At 55.5% G+C, this 17170-nt stretch carries 20 protein-coding genes and 1 pseudogene; 5 read left to right on the top strand and 16 right to left on the bottom strand.

Annotation, left to right across the window (positions count from 1 at the left end):
- Positions 1–94: 94 nt before the first annotated feature.
- Entirely contained in the window at positions 95–1237 is a 1143-nt protein-coding gene (locus R6X40_RS15425) for a hypothetical protein (RefSeq protein ID WP_318414685.1), read from the top strand.
- A 71-nt stretch (positions 1238–1308) separates the two neighbouring features.
- Positions 1309–1812, top strand: coding sequence for a hypothetical protein (locus R6X40_RS15420; protein ID WP_318414684.1), 504 nt, complete (start codon positions 1309–1311; stop codon positions 1810–1812).
- Positions 1813–1871: 59 nt separating this feature from the next.
- On the opposite strand, the gene R6X40_RS15415 is transcribed toward R6X40_RS15420, so the two are convergent.
- The 3 genes from R6X40_RS15415 to R6X40_RS15405 all read right to left on the bottom strand — a co-directional run bounded on the left by R6X40_RS15415 (position 1872) and on the right by R6X40_RS15405 (position 5666).
- Positions 1872–2204, bottom strand: coding sequence for a hypothetical protein (locus tag R6X40_RS15415; protein ID WP_318414683.1), 333 nt, complete (start codon positions 2202–2204; stop codon positions 1872–1874).
- A gap of 674 nt (positions 2205–2878) precedes the next feature.
- Positions 2879–4999 carry a tail fiber domain-containing protein gene (locus R6X40_RS15410; protein ID WP_318414682.1) on the bottom strand — a complete coding sequence of 707 codons (2121 nt, stop codon included), beginning with the start codon at positions 4997–4999 and terminating at the stop codon, positions 2879–2881.
- A 415-nt stretch (positions 5000–5414) separates the two neighbouring features.
- Entirely contained in the window at positions 5415–5666 is a 252-nt protein-coding gene (locus R6X40_RS15405) for a hypothetical protein (protein ID WP_318414681.1), read from the bottom strand.
- 187 nt (positions 5667–5853) lie between these two features.
- Between R6X40_RS15405 and R6X40_RS15400 the strand changes: the two genes are divergently transcribed.
- Positions 5854–6468, top strand: a complete 615-nt coding sequence (locus R6X40_RS15400; protein WP_318414680.1) for a recombinase family protein — start codon at positions 5854–5856, stop codon at positions 6466–6468.
- A gap of 47 nt (positions 6469–6515) precedes the next feature.
- Here R6X40_RS15400 and R6X40_RS15395 read toward each other — a convergent pair whose 3' ends face one another.
- A complete protein-coding gene (locus tag R6X40_RS15395) occupies positions 6516–6845 on the bottom strand; it encodes a hypothetical protein (RefSeq protein ID WP_318414679.1) in 330 nt (109 codons plus the stop codon).
- A gap of 382 nt (positions 6846–7227) precedes the next feature.
- On the opposite strand from R6X40_RS15395, the gene R6X40_RS15390 reads away from it, so the two are divergent.
- Both R6X40_RS15390 and R6X40_RS15385 read left to right on the top strand, forming a co-directional pair.
- Entirely contained in the window at positions 7228–7521 is a 294-nt protein-coding gene (locus R6X40_RS15390) for a helix-turn-helix domain-containing protein (RefSeq protein WP_318414678.1), read from the top strand.
- On the top strand, positions 7518–7826 hold the full coding sequence (locus R6X40_RS15385) for a hypothetical protein (RefSeq protein WP_318414677.1): 309 nt from the start codon (positions 7518–7520) through the stop codon (positions 7824–7826). Before R6X40_RS15390 ends, R6X40_RS15385 begins: the two co-directional genes overlap by 4 nt.
- Before the next feature lie 15 nt (positions 7827–7841).
- Here the strand turns inward: R6X40_RS15385 and R6X40_RS15380 are convergent, their stop codons facing one another.
- From R6X40_RS15380 to R6X40_RS15330, 12 genes and pseudogenes are all read right to left on the bottom strand, one after another.
- Complete coding sequence (locus R6X40_RS15380; protein WP_318414676.1) at positions 7842–8093, bottom strand: hypothetical protein; 252 nt, start codon at positions 8091–8093, stop codon at positions 7842–7844.
- Positions 8094–8134: 41 nt separating this feature from the next.
- Complete coding sequence (locus R6X40_RS15375) at positions 8135–8497, bottom strand: hypothetical protein (RefSeq protein WP_318414675.1); 363 nt, start codon at positions 8495–8497, stop codon at positions 8135–8137.
- Positions 8497–8802 (bottom strand): hypothetical protein, encoded by a 306-nt coding sequence (locus R6X40_RS15370; protein ID WP_318414674.1) that lies wholly within the window; start codon positions 8800–8802, stop codon positions 8497–8499. The genes R6X40_RS15375 and R6X40_RS15370 overlap by 1 nt, the downstream gene beginning before the upstream one ends.
- Before the next feature lie 69 nt (positions 8803–8871).
- A pseudogene (locus R6X40_RS31605) lies at positions 8872–8976 on the bottom strand (hypothetical protein); the annotation flags it as partial.
- Positions 8977–9447: 471 nt separating this feature from the next.
- Positions 9448–11823 carry an AAA family ATPase gene (locus R6X40_RS15365; protein ID WP_318414673.1) on the bottom strand — a complete coding sequence of 792 codons (2376 nt, stop codon included), beginning with the start codon at positions 11821–11823 and terminating at the stop codon, positions 9448–9450.
- A 40-nt stretch (positions 11824–11863) separates the two neighbouring features.
- On the bottom strand, positions 11864–12142 hold the full coding sequence (locus tag R6X40_RS15360; RefSeq protein WP_318414672.1) for a hypothetical protein: 279 nt from the start codon (positions 12140–12142) through the stop codon (positions 11864–11866).
- A gap of 22 nt (positions 12143–12164) precedes the next feature.
- The gene (locus tag R6X40_RS15355; protein ID WP_318414671.1) at positions 12165–12782 is read right to left on the bottom strand and encodes a hypothetical protein; all 618 of its coding nucleotides are present in this window, start codon (positions 12780–12782) and stop codon (positions 12165–12167) included.
- The gene (locus tag R6X40_RS15350; RefSeq protein WP_318414670.1) at positions 12779–13012 is read right to left on the bottom strand and encodes a hypothetical protein; all 234 of its coding nucleotides are present in this window, start codon (positions 13010–13012) and stop codon (positions 12779–12781) included. The genes R6X40_RS15355 and R6X40_RS15350 overlap by 4 nt, the downstream gene beginning before the upstream one ends.
- A gap of 168 nt (positions 13013–13180) precedes the next feature.
- Positions 13181–13660, bottom strand: a complete 480-nt coding sequence (locus R6X40_RS15345) for a hypothetical protein (RefSeq protein ID WP_318414669.1) — start codon at positions 13658–13660, stop codon at positions 13181–13183.
- Positions 13657–14898: a tyrosine-type recombinase/integrase gene (locus R6X40_RS15340; protein ID WP_318414668.1), complete on the bottom strand. Its 1242-nt coding sequence runs from the start codon at positions 14896–14898 to the stop codon at positions 13657–13659. Before R6X40_RS15340 ends, R6X40_RS15345 begins: the two co-directional genes overlap by 4 nt.
- Positions 14899–15114: 216 nt before the next feature.
- Positions 15115–15549 (bottom strand): DUF2721 domain-containing protein, encoded by a 435-nt coding sequence (locus tag R6X40_RS15335; protein ID WP_318414667.1) that lies wholly within the window; start codon positions 15547–15549, stop codon positions 15115–15117.
- 127 nt (positions 15550–15676) lie between these two features.
- Complete coding sequence (locus R6X40_RS15330; protein ID WP_318414666.1) at positions 15677–16999, bottom strand: alpha/beta hydrolase; 1323 nt, start codon at positions 16997–16999, stop codon at positions 15677–15679.
- Positions 17000–17170 lie beyond the last annotated feature (171 nt).

The following is a 17170-nucleotide window of genomic DNA, read 5'->3' as shown; positions in this document are numbered from 1 at the left end:
TTCTTGTGAGTTCTCGATTTATTCGTGCTGACAAAACCGGCGAATTCTGTTCAGGCTCGGCATTGTTGCAAAAATGTGATTCTTTGAGGGTGTTATGACGATAATTGTCGATCCGGAAATTCGGATTTTGCCGGACGATCATAAGATTTTCATACTGCATCCTGGTAGCAGCAAGCGTTTCTATAATGATTTTCAGCAAACAAATTCAGTATTCTTGGACCTTCCGGGAATAAGCTTCGATAAACCACCACGCGCGGATAGTCCGGAGCTACGCGCATCGTTGCGCATGGCTCGGCGCATATCGACTTGGCGAAATAGCGGATCCAAAGATGATGACAAACCGAGCCGCGCGGTTTCCGACTATGCAGTCAAAAACGCTTCAAACGCCCCGCCGAAACTCGTGCATACAGTTATCGACGTCTATGGCGAAGCGAAGCCAGGCGATCTCATTCTCGTCCCCGGCGCGGGTTACAATTCTACCGTCTATGTAGGCGAGTTCAACGGCGAATTCGATCCGGGGTTCACCGTGGAACCACTGCGGTACCCGAAGGAGAAGGTTCCTGCGCGCCGCGTAACGTGGCTGCCGGTAGCATTGGCAAAAAACCAATTCAATCGACGACTTATCCGTCTGATGCAAAACCGTCAGGCAATAATCCAAGTTGGCGCGGAAGAAGATCGGCGAGAGATATATAGCATCGCATACGGAGACTACGTCTGGAAAGAATCATCAGGAAACCTTATTCGGGTTACTAAAGATGAGATCGACTTAAACGACCTAAACAAAGCCGTTGATTTAACGAATTACTTTGCGTCGCAATATCTTGCTTTGAAAAAGGGTGAACTGGAGCAGTTCTTGGCCCTGGAATTTAACGAGGCGATCGATAGATACTACGATAAGTCCTATTTTGGCGGCGTCAGTGTTGAGGTTCACTCTCCCGGCTTTTTCTCCCGCAAGATGAAAGACGCAATGCTCGCGGGATACGTATCTGCGATGCTCGCCCTCTCGGGCGCGAACGTCTCCGCGCTAGAGGCAATCGATACCAAGGTGGTCAACTCCGCAAACGCCCAGGTTTCCATCTGCGATATGGAGTTGGAAAAAGATATTAGAGAAACGATGGAAATGTACGCCAATATTCATTTGTGGGAAAAAGATATCTGCCCGAGGCGAGAGGCAACCAAGGAAACGGTTGGCCTTAAGACCGACGTAACCGTAAAAAAAGAAATACACCAGCCCTGAAGTTCAAATCCAGCTTGACGTACACTATGTGATATAGTGATTGCAGGACGCCCGACTGAAGGTTGAGGTTCATGATTCAAGCAATTGCCGACTACCTGCGGCAACACATTTTCGGTGCGATTTTAGCTGCGGTGAGCATTGGCGCCACCGGCGGCGCTGGCGTGTTTTGGTCAATTTACGAAGCGCAGATCAACCGTGTCGAAGAAATGAAGGTTGCGGAATTCAATGAGCTGATGACCGAAAACAAGAAGTTTCTCGAAATGCTCAACTCGTTCACTGAGGAAATTTCTGTCAGTGGAGTGATAGATCCCCAGAAGAAAAAGGATATTTCTTCGAGTTTGGCTCGGCTCTATACGAATGTGGGTGCGTTTACGGTGAACCTTCCGGTGGAGAAGGAAATGCCTGTTAGAAACCTTCAGTCCTCTATAAATGAGGTGAAAAAACATATCCAATTAATGCATAAAAAACAAGACCTTGATACACTTAGCGTGGCATTGGTTGATATGTTCCGAAATCTGAAACTCGCTCAGCCTATTATCGAAGCTGCTGTTGGAAAAACCCCTTTAGCTTCGTAAGGTCACTATTAACAGCGGACGTCTCTATCTACCCTCGTTCTGGATATTCGAACGAACGATCAACGCACCGTGAGCCGGTAGACGTTCACACCCGCATATTCCGCCTTATCGATGCGCCCGACGCCGCATTCATAATCGCCCCGCAATAGCTGCGGATCGTTGTTCACCGACGACATATAGCGCACGATTTCTCTGCAGCCGGCGACGCCGTCGACGTCAGGCATACTTTGGCTGATCGTCAGATCCGCGCGGTCCGGATAATAAAAGGCGTCGACGGTTTCCCAGGGTGCGGCATCGTTTTCGTAGAACAAATTGGCGATTGTTTTGGCCGGGCTGCATGACGTCAGGATGAACCCGCACAAGCTTACGGTCACTATTTTGATCTTCAGCACTTACAGCCCTCCCCAAAGACAACCAATTGAACAGATCCACAACGTAAAGTCGATCTGTCGGGCAGGTGGCCTTCTGTGGCCCTATTGGTCATGCCGGCAGTGTGGCGCCACAGGTCCCCGCTGAATGGATCGGCGTGATGATGTCCTTTGATCTGGGAACAAGCATTAGCCGTGCGGATTGCTTGCACAGCCGGTCTTCGGAACCACTCTCCCGAAACGCCGGTCAGAGGCCTGCCAACGTCTGCTTGGGCGGGATCAGGCCTCGTCTTTTTTCACGCGTCACGGTTGATTCTATCTGTGTCGGCTCTATCTGCCGGTCGTCGCTTACGATGAGCGATACAACAGGCCGGCCCATGGCACGGCCTGCGAGAACCGGATGCGGGCGCGTCCGGTTCTCGGAATCCTATGAGGGATTAAATGACTTACGATTGGGACGGCCGGCGAACCCGGCGTTTTAGAATGGCACGCATTTTTATGGGTGTTGCGCTCACGCTGGCAATTCTCGGCTTTCCAATTCTCATATTTGTTTGATATCGACCTGCGGCATCATCAGCAGACGCAGCGGCGGCCGTTGCCGAGGCTTCCGCCGAAATAGGTGCCACGCCGAGATTTCTCTGTCGACGCCATGGGGTTCGTGAATAGCACGGCCGACAAATGTTAAAAAAGTTTCAAAATCACAGAAGGTTTGTATTTTCTAGCATTTCAACCCTTTGTTTTAGTTCGTCTATAGCCAGACTATGGAGGGCTGAAATTGGCCGATCGCTGACCATCAGATTTTTCCCTTTGGCATCGACGCCCTCTGGGAACACCGACAAAACCCTTCCGGCCAGGTAGCCGAAGTGTTCGCGGTCATCTCCAATCATGCTGTAATGGCTTGATGCGCTCGCCAATCCGGAGACTGTGTCGAGAGCGCTGCGGCCAAATGGGCGGAAGTTTTTCTTGAGCCGCTCATCAGAGACGGACGAATATACCCCGGTCGCGGCGTTGAACTGACCACGGTTTGTCCAGGTCGGGGATGCTGTCGTGTTTGTGTTGATCTCAAGGTAGAGGTGTGGAAAAGACGCATCGAACGTGGCGAGCCGAAATTGACGGGATGCGGTGGTGTTGCCGATATATGTGGCACCCCCGTCGAAGCCGCCATTTGTGTTAAGCGCGCGGATCTCATTGGTTTTCAAACGGATCGTGGTCGAGCCTTGGAATTCCACATCAACGCTGTCATTGCGTACGACCATCCCGATTGTCTGCGAGCCTGCGGACTGGTCCGCGTGAAAATATGCGCGTAACCCTTCAGCTGTGTGCCATCGGAAGCCGTAAAGCGTTGGCATAAGGATTGCCGGCACTGTAGGGCCGTCAGCCGCCACAGAGCCGTTCCCGAAGACGATGCCGGTACGGTATTTGGCCCCATTGGCGATGACGTTTATCGCGTTGGAGATGTCGTGCTGACCTGCGCCTACATCGGGACGGCCAGCGCTTAGCAGCAGCCCATTTATCGAATTGGCCTGTGCATAGTCGTAAGGTGTCATCAGCGTGGCTTCGGGGTCTACCCCTGCAGCCCCGAGATTAACCGAGCCGATTTCCACGCCATGGGAGCGGCCGGAGCCGTTATCACGACGGTTTTCGAAATAGCCACCCCAACCCATGAAGGTGGTGTTGAAGTCGCCCGTCCGTGCCCGGTTGTTGTGGCTAAAGCCCCAGACGCCAATGCCACTGAAGTAAGCCGGGGCAAGTGCGTCTGAGGTGCGGGATGCGCCTGTTAACGCGAGAGCGGTGCCTGGCTTGCTAAGCGAGGTGAACATGCTGACGGTTTCAGCTTGGCCTGCAATTGCTTCCAACCAGCCGATCGAACCGACCGCAGCACGGCCGTTGCGGTAGAGCGTCAGGAGGTCAGTTTCAGCGCTGCCCGCTGTCGTAATCTGAGACCAGACGAAAGCCTTGGTCATACCCGTGCCGTTCACGTACATATTACGAATGTTCGTTTCACGGTCTGCATTAGAACGATTGCAGGAAACGATCATCCCGGCGCTGTCGGCAGTAGTCGGGATTGTCTGCAGGTCTTTGAAGACTTTAAGCAAACCGTCGGTCACGCGCAAATCGCCGATTTTCGTTTCGTTACCGATACGTTGCACGGCACTGTCAGCCAATGCCAGCGATGCCAGCGACGCGGAATTGAGTGCGATCGTCCGGTCAGCAGATAGGTTGCCGATCGCGGCCATGCCGGCGCCAGCAGTCAGCGTACGCGACGTTTGCACGGCGTTGGTGATGCGCGTGTCGTTGCCCGCTGCGACAGTGCCGGCGGTCGTTCCAACGTTCAGAAATGCGGCCGCGCCCAACGCGGGTAAATTAAGCAAATCGTCGTAATCGCCCGTAACCGCGACGTCGGCCAATCCCAAGCCCGCTGGCGACATTGAGAAAATCATCTCCCAATACCCGGCACCGAGATCATCCGAAAAATCGGCGCTTTCATGCGAAACCAGACACCGGTAAATGCCCTGCAACCCAGTTTCCGCAATCGAGACGCAATCAAGCACGATATATCGGGTAGACGTCTCCCACACCGTCGGGGTTTTCAACCCGATCAGCAGACTTTCGTCGAGACTGTCGGCGGTAACGATGGAGTTCTGCAGTTTTCCGTCTGATCGCCGGATGTCGGCCAATCCGTCGATCGTCTGATCAATTGACGTGGATAGTTCGGCCAGATCGTTGTCGAGCTGCGTACCAGGAAAGGGGAAATCCTGAGTTTCTTGCTGGAAGCCGGCATAGCTGTAATCGATGTCAGGCTTTGAAGGATTGGCCATATGCGGAAGCATCCCAGGACAAATCATTCGCGCGGGGTCAAACCGCGTGCCGCCCGGTGGGCGCCAGAATATCGAATGAAGAACCGTTTCAACGTTCGCTTGGGGTTCGACCGTTCCTATTTGGAGCGAGCCTTTCGCGAGGGATGCAGTTGCCCGACTTCTGCTGTTTACCGACACCGGAAGGCTACCGAAAAAGATGCTCAAATGCAAGCGGATAGGCGAGATTCAATGAGCATTTCAATGGACTACAAAATGTCGAAAAGTTTCAAAATCGCAGAAAATTTGTAGGGGCATCTGGTGAGCGCCGGCTGCGGCGGTTTGGAGTGCCCAGGGGGCGGGTAGGGGGTAGGGCAGGGTATGAAGCGAGGTGGCGCCGATCAAGGGGCGCGTCGTTCTCTGGTTGCTCTCCAGTGCTTCAGGTCACCTTCTTGCCGTCGATGAACAGGTTCTTGCGAACGAGAGTTGGACGATCTTCAGCTTCAACACGGATGTAATGTCCCTGCATTATGAGATCTATCATCTCTTGCTCGGAGCGAACCAGCACGCGGTTGGCAACTTCATGCTGCTCGCTGCCGAACTTCGCATAGTTGCCAAGGACGTAGAAACCGTTTTCCTGGACAGCATACCTTTTAAGACCGCTCTTTGGCTCAAGGCGATAGACGCGCATTCTTCCCTCCCCATTACGATCAGCGCGCAGTAACACCGAGTTCAGACTTTGTGAACCGGCATCGAGACGTGTTCATTTGGGTATACCTCAAGAGAACCTTTATCTTGCCGGTTCGATAAATCGATGTTGACACTCTAAACGAACCGTTCATAATCGAACCACCCTAAGCGAACCGACGGTGACTTCGATGTACGTACGCGCCTATCTCAGAGCAAGCACAAAAGACCAGGATGCGAGCCGGGCGCGGGAGGATCTCTTTCGCTTCGCGGCGGACCGGGGCCTGAAGATCGCGTCGACCTATACGGAGAATGAAAGCGGTGCGTCCCTGCAGCGGCCCGAGCTATTCCGGTTGCTGTCTGACTGCCATCCGGGCGATATCTTTCTGGTCGAGCAGGTTGACCGTTTGAGCCGCCTTGATGCTGGCGATTGGGAGCGCCTGAAGCGTGAGATCAAAGACCGACAGGTCCGTGTCGTCGCGTTGGATCTCCCGACGTCATGGATGATGGCCACTTCTGACCGCGACGACATTCACGGCCGCATGCTGGACGCAATCAATGGAATGATGCTGGATATGCTCGCCGCGATTGCCCGCAAGGACTACGAGGACCGCAGGCGCCGGCAAGCGCAGGGCATTGAGAAGGCCAAGGCAACTGGTGTTTACAAGGGGCGGCCGGAAGACGCGCAGCGCAATGCTGCACTCGTTCAGATGCTGGCAAACAAGCAAAGCTGGAGCAGCATTGTGAACGCGACAGGGTGTTCGCGTTCAACATTGAGCCGATTGGCGAAGCGTCAGGCCTCATAGCCTATGCTGTCGAAGGCCCTCGCGCAGCGCGCGAGGGCCTTGCTTGATCAGGCGGCCATGCTGTGATCGAACGGCCCCTGCAGGATCTCGATGAACCGAACCAGGTTATCTAAAGGCATGGCGGACAAGAAGACATAATCGTCTTTCGTTGCGTGCGCGGCGCCGGGCAACCGGGCGTGAAGCTTGGACCGTTTGTTGAAGCGCTTTACGATGTAGTCCTCGTCGTCGCCTTTGTCGCAAGTCGCATGCGCGCCAATTTCCATCGCTATGCACGCCAGTCTGTATGATTGATCGAAGTCCACGATCTGCCAGACGCGGGCAAGGGGCTCCCCGTCGATTTCGTACAGCGGGCATTTCTCGTTATTTGGGTTGGTCATTTTTTGTTCTCCGTTTAGCCGTTGTCGACGGCAATTGAGGTCTGGAATTGACAACCGGGAGACCGCGGCCCTGCGCTTTTAGGCTTTCGCCTTGGACATGACGCAGGGATTCCAGACCTGCCGGAGATCAACCCGGCGATATGGAAAATAAAGCAAATCAGTTAACAATTCCGCTATAAACGTAAACATCTGGCCAATTCGGAGTCAATCTATATATTTTTGACTTGAAAAACCTACATAATAGACAAAATAAATGAGTAATATCAGAATATTTGTTACTAAATAGTATTTTTAGACAGACAACAGACATACGATAGACATGTTTTATGTTGACATATGCTTAAAACCATAATTACGGTCTGGTTTTCAGTGAGATATGTCTATGACCGAATTCCTAACAGAACCCGAAGTCGCAAAGTTGCTTAGGTGTTCCACGTCCAAGGTGAAGCGCCTACGACTTGCGGGAAAGTTGTCATACGCCGGCGGCCGGCCGGTGCTGATTTCATCGGCAGACCTGAAAACGTACCTCGACGGCATAAAGGTTCACGCCCTGCCTGCTGACGGTGCCGATCCGGCAGTTAGCGCCGCGGCATCGGCGGAAGCGGCAGAGAACGCTAAAGCGGCTTTCGAAAAATACAAGGCGCGGGCCGCCCTGAAGGCGGGGCGCAAAAGATGATCAAGTTTCTGACCGAAGCGGAAACGGCGAAACGATTGCGGATTTCCGGGGAGCAGTTGAAACGGCTGCGGCTAACCCGCAGGATTTCCTACATTCCAGGTCGCCCACTATTATTTGAATTCGATGACGTCGAGAATTTCGCAGCGGCGCGAGACGAGGCAAAAAGGGCCAAGGCTGCGTTAAAGGTTCCTGGAAGTCCGGAATATCTGGAAAAGAAGCGGCATGACGTGGAAGTTAGGCATCGCATGCGCATAAGGGTGATGATGATCCACCGCGAAATGGCCCGAAAACGCGGCGGAAAATGATGACAGTGGCGAGGATCACTCCCCGAGATCATCCAGGTAATTCTGCGCCAATTCACTGATTGCGGTCTCAGCTTCTTCCAACCCCCAACCGACCCGGGCCGCATCCTTGGCCAGATTGATCAGAGCGGGCGACAGCTTGCCGCCAGCTGCTTCGACGAGGTTTTGCGCAGTAAGCCGCGTCACCGCGCGAAACCCGCTCTGTAGAGCCTCCTGGCAATCGATATCCCGATCGCGATAGGGTCCGGTTTCTTTCGGTCCTGGTAGCATCTCAAATCCTCTCGATTGTCGCCGACGTTTCGGGAAGTGTCTTAATCGAAAGCGTTGCCGCTTTTCAACGTGTTCCGGGGCGGGGTCGAGGCGCTACGCTTCTTAGGGGCCTGTAGGCTGGCCTTTGCGCGGGCCACCGCTTGATCCAATTCGGCCGCGGTCATCTCTGCGGGATTTTTTTCCTCCAGTTCGTCGTGAGCGGTTGTTTTGAAAAAACCACCCGCGTCCAAGATACTGCGAGCCGCTTGTGTCCGTGCGTTCCAGGGGGCTTTCTCATCCCGGCAGGCCGCCAAGCACGTTTCATAGGCTACTGTGCCGCCTTCGGACCGCATTCGGCGCACCAAGCGCGCCCGTGCCAGCTGATCGTGTTCGTCGTCATCGTATTGTTCCGTCTCGGCTGTCATCACGAAAATACTCCTTTGTCGGTTTGGAATTGGGCGAGACGCTGCCGCAAGTTCGTAAGCTCGTCGTCGATCGCCTGAAGCTCAGGTGACGACGCGCGCGGTGCGGTGGCTGATCGTTTGCGGAATTCTGCGTTTTGGCGGCGTTCGTCGCGAGACCGTTGTCGGACGGCAGCGGCACCCGGCGTGCGGGCTTTGTGCCAGGCATCAAAGCGCTCGCGTTCCTCCGGCGTCATCGCTTCGATGCGACGGGCTCGCTTACGAGCAGCGCGCGCTTGGTCTTTCAGTTTCCGGTCTAGCTTGCCCATTCCATCGACGGCCCCTCGGTTCGGCCATTGCGGTTTATGCCAACCATCGCCGGAAGGTGTACGGCCGCCATGCAGATGGCACCTACCGTTGGTCATCGCCGGTTTCTGACAAGGCTGTCCGTCGGACCTCTTGGCCGCCTCGCACCGTGGGCCTTCCCAGTGCTTTCGGTTCATTGCCTGGCACTGCCGCCGGGCGATCTCGCGGAACTCGGGCGACCGTCGCCAGCGGTCTAGCTGCGGCGCGCCCTTAGGCCCACTCACGGGAGGTCTCCAAAACAGGGTTGTGTAGGGTATTGCCGAAACGCATTTCCCAACTCCGTATTTCTGAGAGGGCCGCTCTTCTGAAAACTACAATTTGTAGAATGGGAAATATCAAACCTCGATACGAACCAGCTGGCGGCGAGGCCGAGCGCAGGCAAGCGGAGCGGGCCGATAGCCGCCATACGTAGTATAAGGGAAAGCCCATTTCCGCATCCAATGAAATCAATGGGTTACGGCCGCGTTTCCGCACGCTTCCGCAACCATTTCCGCAACTAGACATCTTGTATTTCCGCATATTATTTCAATGACTTACAGCGGCGTTTCCGCATTTCCGCACATTTCCGCATCGGTTTCCGCATTTTCATTTCCGCAACCATTTCCGCATCAATCGAAGGCACCTTCACCGTCGTGGACTTCTATTTCCGCTGCTTCGGCGTCTGGAAACCGGATAACCTTGTAGCCCTGCGCTTTAGAATGGCTGTCTGTCGTCCCGTGCTGAATGAAGCCGTCCCGTTCCAACTCGGCCAATAGGTCGCCAGCCGCATCGGCGTCCATGTGGAAATCCAGGGCAAGCCGCCGACGAGCCCCGCGCTCGGCGTATTTGACCTTTGGCGCTTTCGCCCACGGTTCCTTTGCGTCGCAAGCCGCCTGGATCGCCAGCAGTATTTCGGTCTTCAGATCGCTGGATGCCTCAATACGCGGGCGTTCTCGCGTCGTTATTCGGACTGGTACCAGCGACGATGTCTCGGCATCGACCTGGATATGAGCGAATGCAAATTCATCATACCGACCGTCCGGTGCGTCCTTTTGCTTTTCGCACTTCAGCTTCACGGGCGTGATGCCGGATGCGGATGAAGCTTTGCCGGCTTCGACGTGAAAGACGAAATCGCCCGCACCAAGCAAGACCGTGGAGCCGCGCATTTCGCCGGTTTGCTTAGTGGCGTGGTGGACGCCCACAACGAAACATGAGAACTCACGCTGGACCGCTGCGCAGGCATCAACGAACTTCGACATATCCTTTTGCGAATTTTCGTCAGCGCCCGCGACCGAGCGCGACACGGTATCAATGAAGACAGCGCTAACGGGGCCGGCGATTTGGGACTTGATATCTTCGATCAGATTTTTCTGGTCTTCTCCGATTACAAAATTCACGGACCTGTCGATAAGACGGAACATGCTGGTGGCCCGATCCTCGCTGGCAATGGAATGGTGCTGCATCCAAGCCCGGCAACGCGCCTGCATGCCGCTCGCACCTTCACCAGCGATGTAGACGACGGTGCCGTTGGCTTTGGGATCAATTGCATAGCCGTGCCAGTCGGCCTTTTGGAAAGCGATGTGCAAGGCCCAATCCAGAGCTATGAAGGACTTTTTCGTGCCCGGCTTGCCATACAAAAAGCCGAGGCCATTTTCGGGAATATGCCCGTCGATGATAAATTTCGGCGCTGGCATATCCAGAATGTCCTGCATCGACAGGAGCCGGAAGTGTTTGCCCGCGGCCGTGGGCGCTCGGTCGAAAGACTGGCGATCGACAGGTGGGGGATTGGGATCGAACCACTTTTTGACTAATTTGCTGATTTCGATATCGCGCCGGCGGACCACCTTGCCCCATACTCGTGAGAGGGCGCGCTCTACGTCGCCCGCCTCGTCAAGGTGTGGTTGAACGTGATCCCATGCACAGACAACGTTGGCGAACTCTTCGGCCGTAAATCCGGCTTCGTACAAATAGACCCCTGCCGAAAACAGAAACTCTGAGCGACTGGTACTTTGTGCCTTGCCTTCAGCGACCGGCAGCAAGCCTTCCACCTCGCCGTTGATCAGTCGGTGAAGCTGCGATTTCGTCTGCCGTACTTGAGCCAGCTTTTCCTGCAGTTCGGCGTCCAGGTCGCGAAAGCTTCCACAGACACCGGGGGCAGTACCGATCTCGTTCAACGCCCGTGCAATGTAGGCGTCATCATGTTCAATGCCTTGGATATCGGATTGTCGGTCAAGATTGCGCGGTACGTGTTCGAATGACGGCGCGAAACGGGTGATCTGTTCACGGCTATAACGCCGCGACGCGTCGATCGTCGCAATCGAGGCGGTTCGAAAACCTGGCGGATATTTCGACAGTTTTTTTGCAGTCAAAACGTTCCCCGTGCCGGGCAAACGAAAGAGGCGGTCGATGTTCTGGATCGGATCGCCTCCCAAAGCATGCGCCAGCGCCTGGCCGCACTCTTCCGCCCATTGGCGTTCAACGCTCGCGTCAAGGTATTCCGCAGTCAGCCAGATACGCTGCAGGCCATTACCCGTGTCGATCGTGAACGATGGGGAGAATTGCCCGTCGTCGCTGAGCTGGCGTGACTGAAGTTCTGCACGTGCATCCGCGAACTCGGCAGCGGTCAACGGGCGGTCTTCACGTTTTATCGGATCAAGATCGACCCCCACGCCTCGAATACGCACAATGTAAGCTTTTTCAAGCTTCTTATCTGCAGCGTCTGGTCGTGGCTCGTTCAGGGTAAAATAGCAATTTGCATTGCCGTTGTACGCATCAACCCACTCGGCAATTTCATCCCAACTATCAGGCGGGAATGTGCGGCCTGTCGGTGCGCGGCCATCGCGGATTGCGACAAGATTGTGCCAGCCGTCGGGGTCTACAGCCTGAAGGGCCGCGATTGCTTCGCGAGCTGCCGGCGACCGCTCTGGAACGTGGGCCACGAGGTCACCAAAGCAAGCATCGCCTTGTGCCGATGGGCCGTCATGCTGTATAAAAGCGTTGTGCATACTGATCTCCAAGGCGGACCGTTACAGCGGGCCGCCTTATTCACTTGAGGGGATTGGAAGCGACCAGGGCCAGGCGCGTCGGCGGGGCCTTCACGTCGGCGGGAGCGACAGGGCTCGCGGCTTTAATGTAGCCGCACAAACTCGGCACCGAGACCAGCAGCGCGCCGCCCCCAAATAGTCGAAACCCCGACAGGTGCCCGTCTATAATGCGGCGGCGTACCCAGCCAGGCGAGCGGGCGACAATCTCGGCCGCTTCTTCAAGCGAAACAAAGGCGCGGTCGCGCCACGGTACGTAAGCTTCTCTGCGTTGCGGTTTCATTGGCGTTCTCCGAATTGAGAAACTACCGTCTGGGAAATTTCGCCGCCGAAATAGCCTGAAGATGCGCAATTTTGCGGGCTTCGCTCTCTTGGCGGCTTTTTTGCTCTCGCGCTTCAAACCGCCTGATAGTCTCCGCAAAAAAGTTAAGCATGGCATCCGCCGTTTTCGGGTCGCGATACCTTATCTGCACCAAGTCTCTGAGAAATCGCTGCACTGCCTTTTCGATCGCGTCCGGCTGCCGTAGACCGAACATTTTCGCCGCTTTGCTTCTGGCCTTGCCCTTGCGCTTTTCCGAGTTCAAGGCGTGATAGTAGGCGGCGGTGTAAAGGAAGGTCTTGTAAAATTCGCTCGGCCGTCCGGCCGTGCTGTAGCGCTTGCTGTGCTTCTCTGGCAGAAAGTCCGCCAGTTCTCGCGCCAATTCAGGGAAGACCGTCAGGGTCTCGGAATAGGCGATTTGTTCCGCGCGGGTCCGTCTCGCGTTCGTGGCCTGCAGATAATGAAACCCTTGCGCGATGGCTTTGGGATCATCGCCCTTTGATCGCGCGAAAGTTTCGAAGCCTGCGCGTCCCATTTCTTCGACGATGTCGTCAGACGTCGGATAGAAATCCTCAAAGCCGGGCAACCGCTTCTCGGCCCTCATTGCGCACCCGCCATAGACCCCGAGAACCAAGACCGGATATCGGCGGCCCGGTAACGGGGTCTTCCTTCAAGGCGCGTCACAGTCGGGCCTTTGCCGTTTTTCGCCCACTTTAAAAGTGCTTGTTCGGTGAAGCTGGAAAGCGCCGAAACCTGCTTTATCGTCAGCAGAGCATCCGCCGGCAATTTATCGAGGTCTGGAATTTCCGCCGCTGCGGTGGCGTGTGCACGCATGTCGATCTCCTTCTATACTGGCATTGATGGTGCACAATACAGAAGCCAAATCGGCATAAAAGCCTCCCAAAAAGGCGATTATTTATGTCTTTTTTGTCGGCGGATAATGGTCGATATTATATATTTCCTCAAGGGTAGGCGTTGTTTCCAGGGGCGGAAACTTTTGTCTCAGTAGCCTGTGGTAAAGCTTGTCGTATTTCTTGCGTTCGGCATCAATAACGGCTTCGTGAGCCGCGTTAATGTCTTCGCCGCGCGTTTCAAACTCGCGTCGTATCCAATCATCGATTGCAAATTTTTCGTACTCTCCGACTGACCTTTTTTCGGGCGGCCTCTTTTTGCGCCGGGTTGCTGCTTCGACCGGACCCGGTGAGCCTCGACGAAAAGGAAGAACTGGCGATTGCGGATTTTGTCTTCCGGCCGGCCGCGCGCTGGTCGAATTTTCAGCCCGTCCAGTAGCTGCCGAAGGAAGATCGCAGCCGAAGAGTTTCCGTTTTCTATATCGTCGATTATTGCCAGTTTTTGCGGGTGTCTCTTCAAAATGGGGCTTAATACTGCGGCAAACGCTTCTCTGTCTCGTTGCCGTTTCGACGCAGCACCTTCCAGACTGGCATCTTCGCTCCATTCGGAAACTTCCAATTTTGGTGTCATGCGAACGCCCCCTGAAGCTTCGCTTCAAGCTCGGCCTTTGCGACCAAGCCGTTGACGTGATCCGCCCACAGCTTGAACACCTGGCGCAGTTTTTCTTCTGCGTCGTCGCGATTATAAGTGGCCTCCAGTTCTTCGCGGGCGTGGCCGAGCGCCAATTCGGCCAGGTCTTTATTGACGTCCAGGCGAGAAAGGCCTGTCCTGAACGTCCGGCGAAGATCGTGGAACGTGAATTTGACGCCGCACTTTTTTGCCAGGGCCGCGAGCATCTTCGACCATCCGCTCATCTTCTTCCCGGTACGGGACGATGGGAAAACTAGATCGGATCGGGCGTCGATCGCGCATTTCTCGAGAATTTCCTCTAATGCGGACCAAATAAATACCGTGTGGCCGCGGGCCTGCTTAGTGAAGCTCGCTGGCAAATCGACGCGCGAGGAATACCGTTTCAACATGGCGCGGGTCAGGCCTGCGCCTTCGTTTCGGCGGCAACCCGTCAGGATAAGGAACCGCACCAACCTCCCGAAAACAGTATCCGGGTCGGCGGCATTCCATACCGCGACCAGCTCTTTATCGCTTAATGCCCGGCCATGCTGTTCCTTGGCGACCTTTTCTTCTCGGGTGCTTCGCCCTTTGCGGTAGCCCTCCAGCGGGTTGGCGTCCAAAACCTTTTTGGTGAATTTGCACCAGCCGAGGAATGTCCTGCAGCGCGTGCGAAACGCATCAGCGCCGCCAGCTTTCCCGTCCTTCTCGATTTTACTGATGATTGCGACATAGTCGGCCCCCTTGAGCTCGCGTATATCTTTGCTCGCGTGCGTCTTCAGCCGGCGGCGCAAGACGCTCATTACAATGTCGGTGGCGACGTATTTCCGGCGCTTCAGGTCGTCTTCGTAGTCATTCAAAAGATCGGAGACGCGGGCTTTTTGTGCCCGTTTCTTTTCGGCCCGCTCGGCGACGGGATCGCCGCCCGCCGCGACCTTTCCCAAAACCGCGAGGGCGAGTTTACGGGCTTCAGACGATGGCTTGATTACGTCATGGCCGCCGAGCGTGTGCTTCTTTGTATTAGCGGAGCGGCCTGCGCCGGCGGGGCGATAGCAGACTATATAGGTCTTGGCCGAACCGCGAAGCCGCAACCCAAAGCCCGTTACTTCGGTGTCCCACAAAATCATCTCACCTTGATCTGGCGGAAGGGTTGCGCGTTTCACGACCGCGTCAGTGATCTTGACCTTATTCGCAGACACCATTTGATTTCTCTCGGGTAGCACCGGGGGTAGCACGGTTTTCGTAATGGGCTAGATAGCTCCATATACCTGAGTTTAGATAAAATCAAACGATTTCAGGAAATTAACGTAGTCTTGTATATGTGCGTATAGTCCGGTAAAGTGGTGGGCACAACCTTGCCAAGGTTGGGGTCGAGCGTTCGAATCGCTTCACCCGCTCCATTTTCTTCCAGATTGTGATCAGTGATATTCATCAGCCTCATCGAGGCCCAGTCGGGCTTCCTGACTGAAGCGGAACAATGCGAAGCCGAGAAGCGCGGTTGCCACAATGAAGATCATGCCGGCGCCATACGCGTATTTTAGCCCTGCAAGCTGACTGACAAACAGGATTGCAATAAGCGCGGTTGCGCACATGCCGGCCCGCAAAGCAGCAGAGATGCCGCTATTTAGATATCGCGCTCGCCGGCGTAACCGTTCGACATCCGTCTTGAGATGGACGCGGGCCGGATCATCCTCGGCGATAGAGTTGAGGGTCTTGATACGTTCGACGACGGTAGACAAGCGGGTCGACATAAGCGAGACAAACGCCGCAACAGCGCCGAGAAAAAATGTCGGGGCCGCCGCCTGAGAAAAGGTTGACGTGAGGGTCTGAAGATCTGGAACGAAATCTAGCAACGGAAGCATTTCCTGGAGAGCTGAGATCGTGATGAGCGGTCGCTGGCCCGAACACCGAATGCCTCGGAACTGCCGCCAAAGGCGACTGCGTCATTGAGCTTGATGATTTGCAAGGTTCCGCGCCCCGTCAGTTTGTCAATTTCCCGGCCTCGGCAACGCGCCAGAACGGCCGTTTGACTTCCACAAGCGGACGGCCCGGATCTCCGGCTTTGAGACGGTCTCTGATCAAGGCGACCATGTCGCGATTAACAAGCCGGTCCGAGAGGAAGTAGCTGTGCCCGATAAAGCCGGCGCCTCCGTCATATTCGATAAAGTCAGCGATGCCGGAGAGCTCGGAATTTTCCCAAAGCGAATTTGCGCCGACGTTCTTTTCCTTGAGACTGTCGCTGCTCAGGCGGCCAAGGCGAACGACGCTGCCGAACAGCCAGCTTGATAGGGCAATCGCCTTGTCGTTTGGTGAGGAATAGACCGTCAGGTGCAGCGCCCCGAGCGGAGGGAAGGCGGCGGCTGGGGCCGATTTTCCGCCAAACGACATATCGGGGTCCGAAACGACGCCGAAAAGCTTCGTCTCCGCAACATCCAGATCGATATCCGGCGCAAACAGGATGACGTTGGCGATCTTGTAGCTGAGCGACGGAGACGACCGGCTAGCATAGGCCTCGATGCCGAGTTGTTGGACGGCAGACAAGAGGACATCGGTGCCGCGGCTATGGGCAATGAGGTGGAGGCGCTCCAGCCCCTTTGTTTGCGAAATGATCCGGATGACCCTCTTCAGGTCGGCGACCGCGAACTCGCCGGACTCGCGATCGATGTTGTAGCCGGCGAAAACACCGGATCCGCCCGCTGGCCAGGTCAGAACGATGCAGACGAATTCCGATGAAAGCGTCCGGCAGATATCGCCGGTGGAAGTGGCGGCGTCATCGAAGGTGTTGTTGTAGCCGTGAATGAAGACGACCACTTCCTTGCGCTTGGCAACGGCAAGGCGGCGCGAGATTTCGGCCTGGAGCGATGCGGCGGCCTGTTCATGGGCTGTCACGACGGCCGGTGTCCGCCGTGGCCCTTTTGCCGTGATCTCAACCGAGTAGGGAGACGGCGGGAACTTGCCGATTTGCCGGGTCGAAACCACGTGCAAAGGGACATCATTACCGGCGATGGCCTTTTGGCCCGACTGCTTCTCGGCGGCAAGCAACACCGTACCGAAACTGACGGAGCGGGCCCGTTGGGCGCCGTATGATACAGTTCCATCGGCAGCTTCCACTGGTGCGCGGTCGGTGACGTAGAGCAGGTTGCGGGTCGCTTCCGGCAGCGCAGCTTCGTGATCCGCGTTCCCTGCCTTTGCTTGCCGCGCGATGTCATCGCCCAGCATGCTCTCCGTCGTGCAGGCCGAAAGCAACAGAAGGCATGGTACGATCAGGCAGGCTGTCATGAGCTTTGTGAACTGCAAGCGCATCAACTCCCCGAAATTCCCGCAGGATGTATTTGCGGTGCCTAAATCAACCTAGGAGGGCGTCCACGAATTGATTTTGTGTCCGCGGATCCTTTGTCGGCATGAGCATTGGCGAAAAGGTTTGTTGTGTTGCGGCAATTGAAGGCAGTCGGATGCAGCATCAAGCGCGCTTGC

This window comes from Rhizobium sp. PL01, assembly GCF_033447125.1.
Taxonomy (GTDB): domain Bacteria; phylum Pseudomonadota; class Alphaproteobacteria; order Rhizobiales; family Rhizobiaceae; genus Pararhizobium.
The sequence above is the reverse complement of the archived record's forward strand: the minus strand, read 5'-3'. Positions and strand labels throughout refer to the sequence as shown.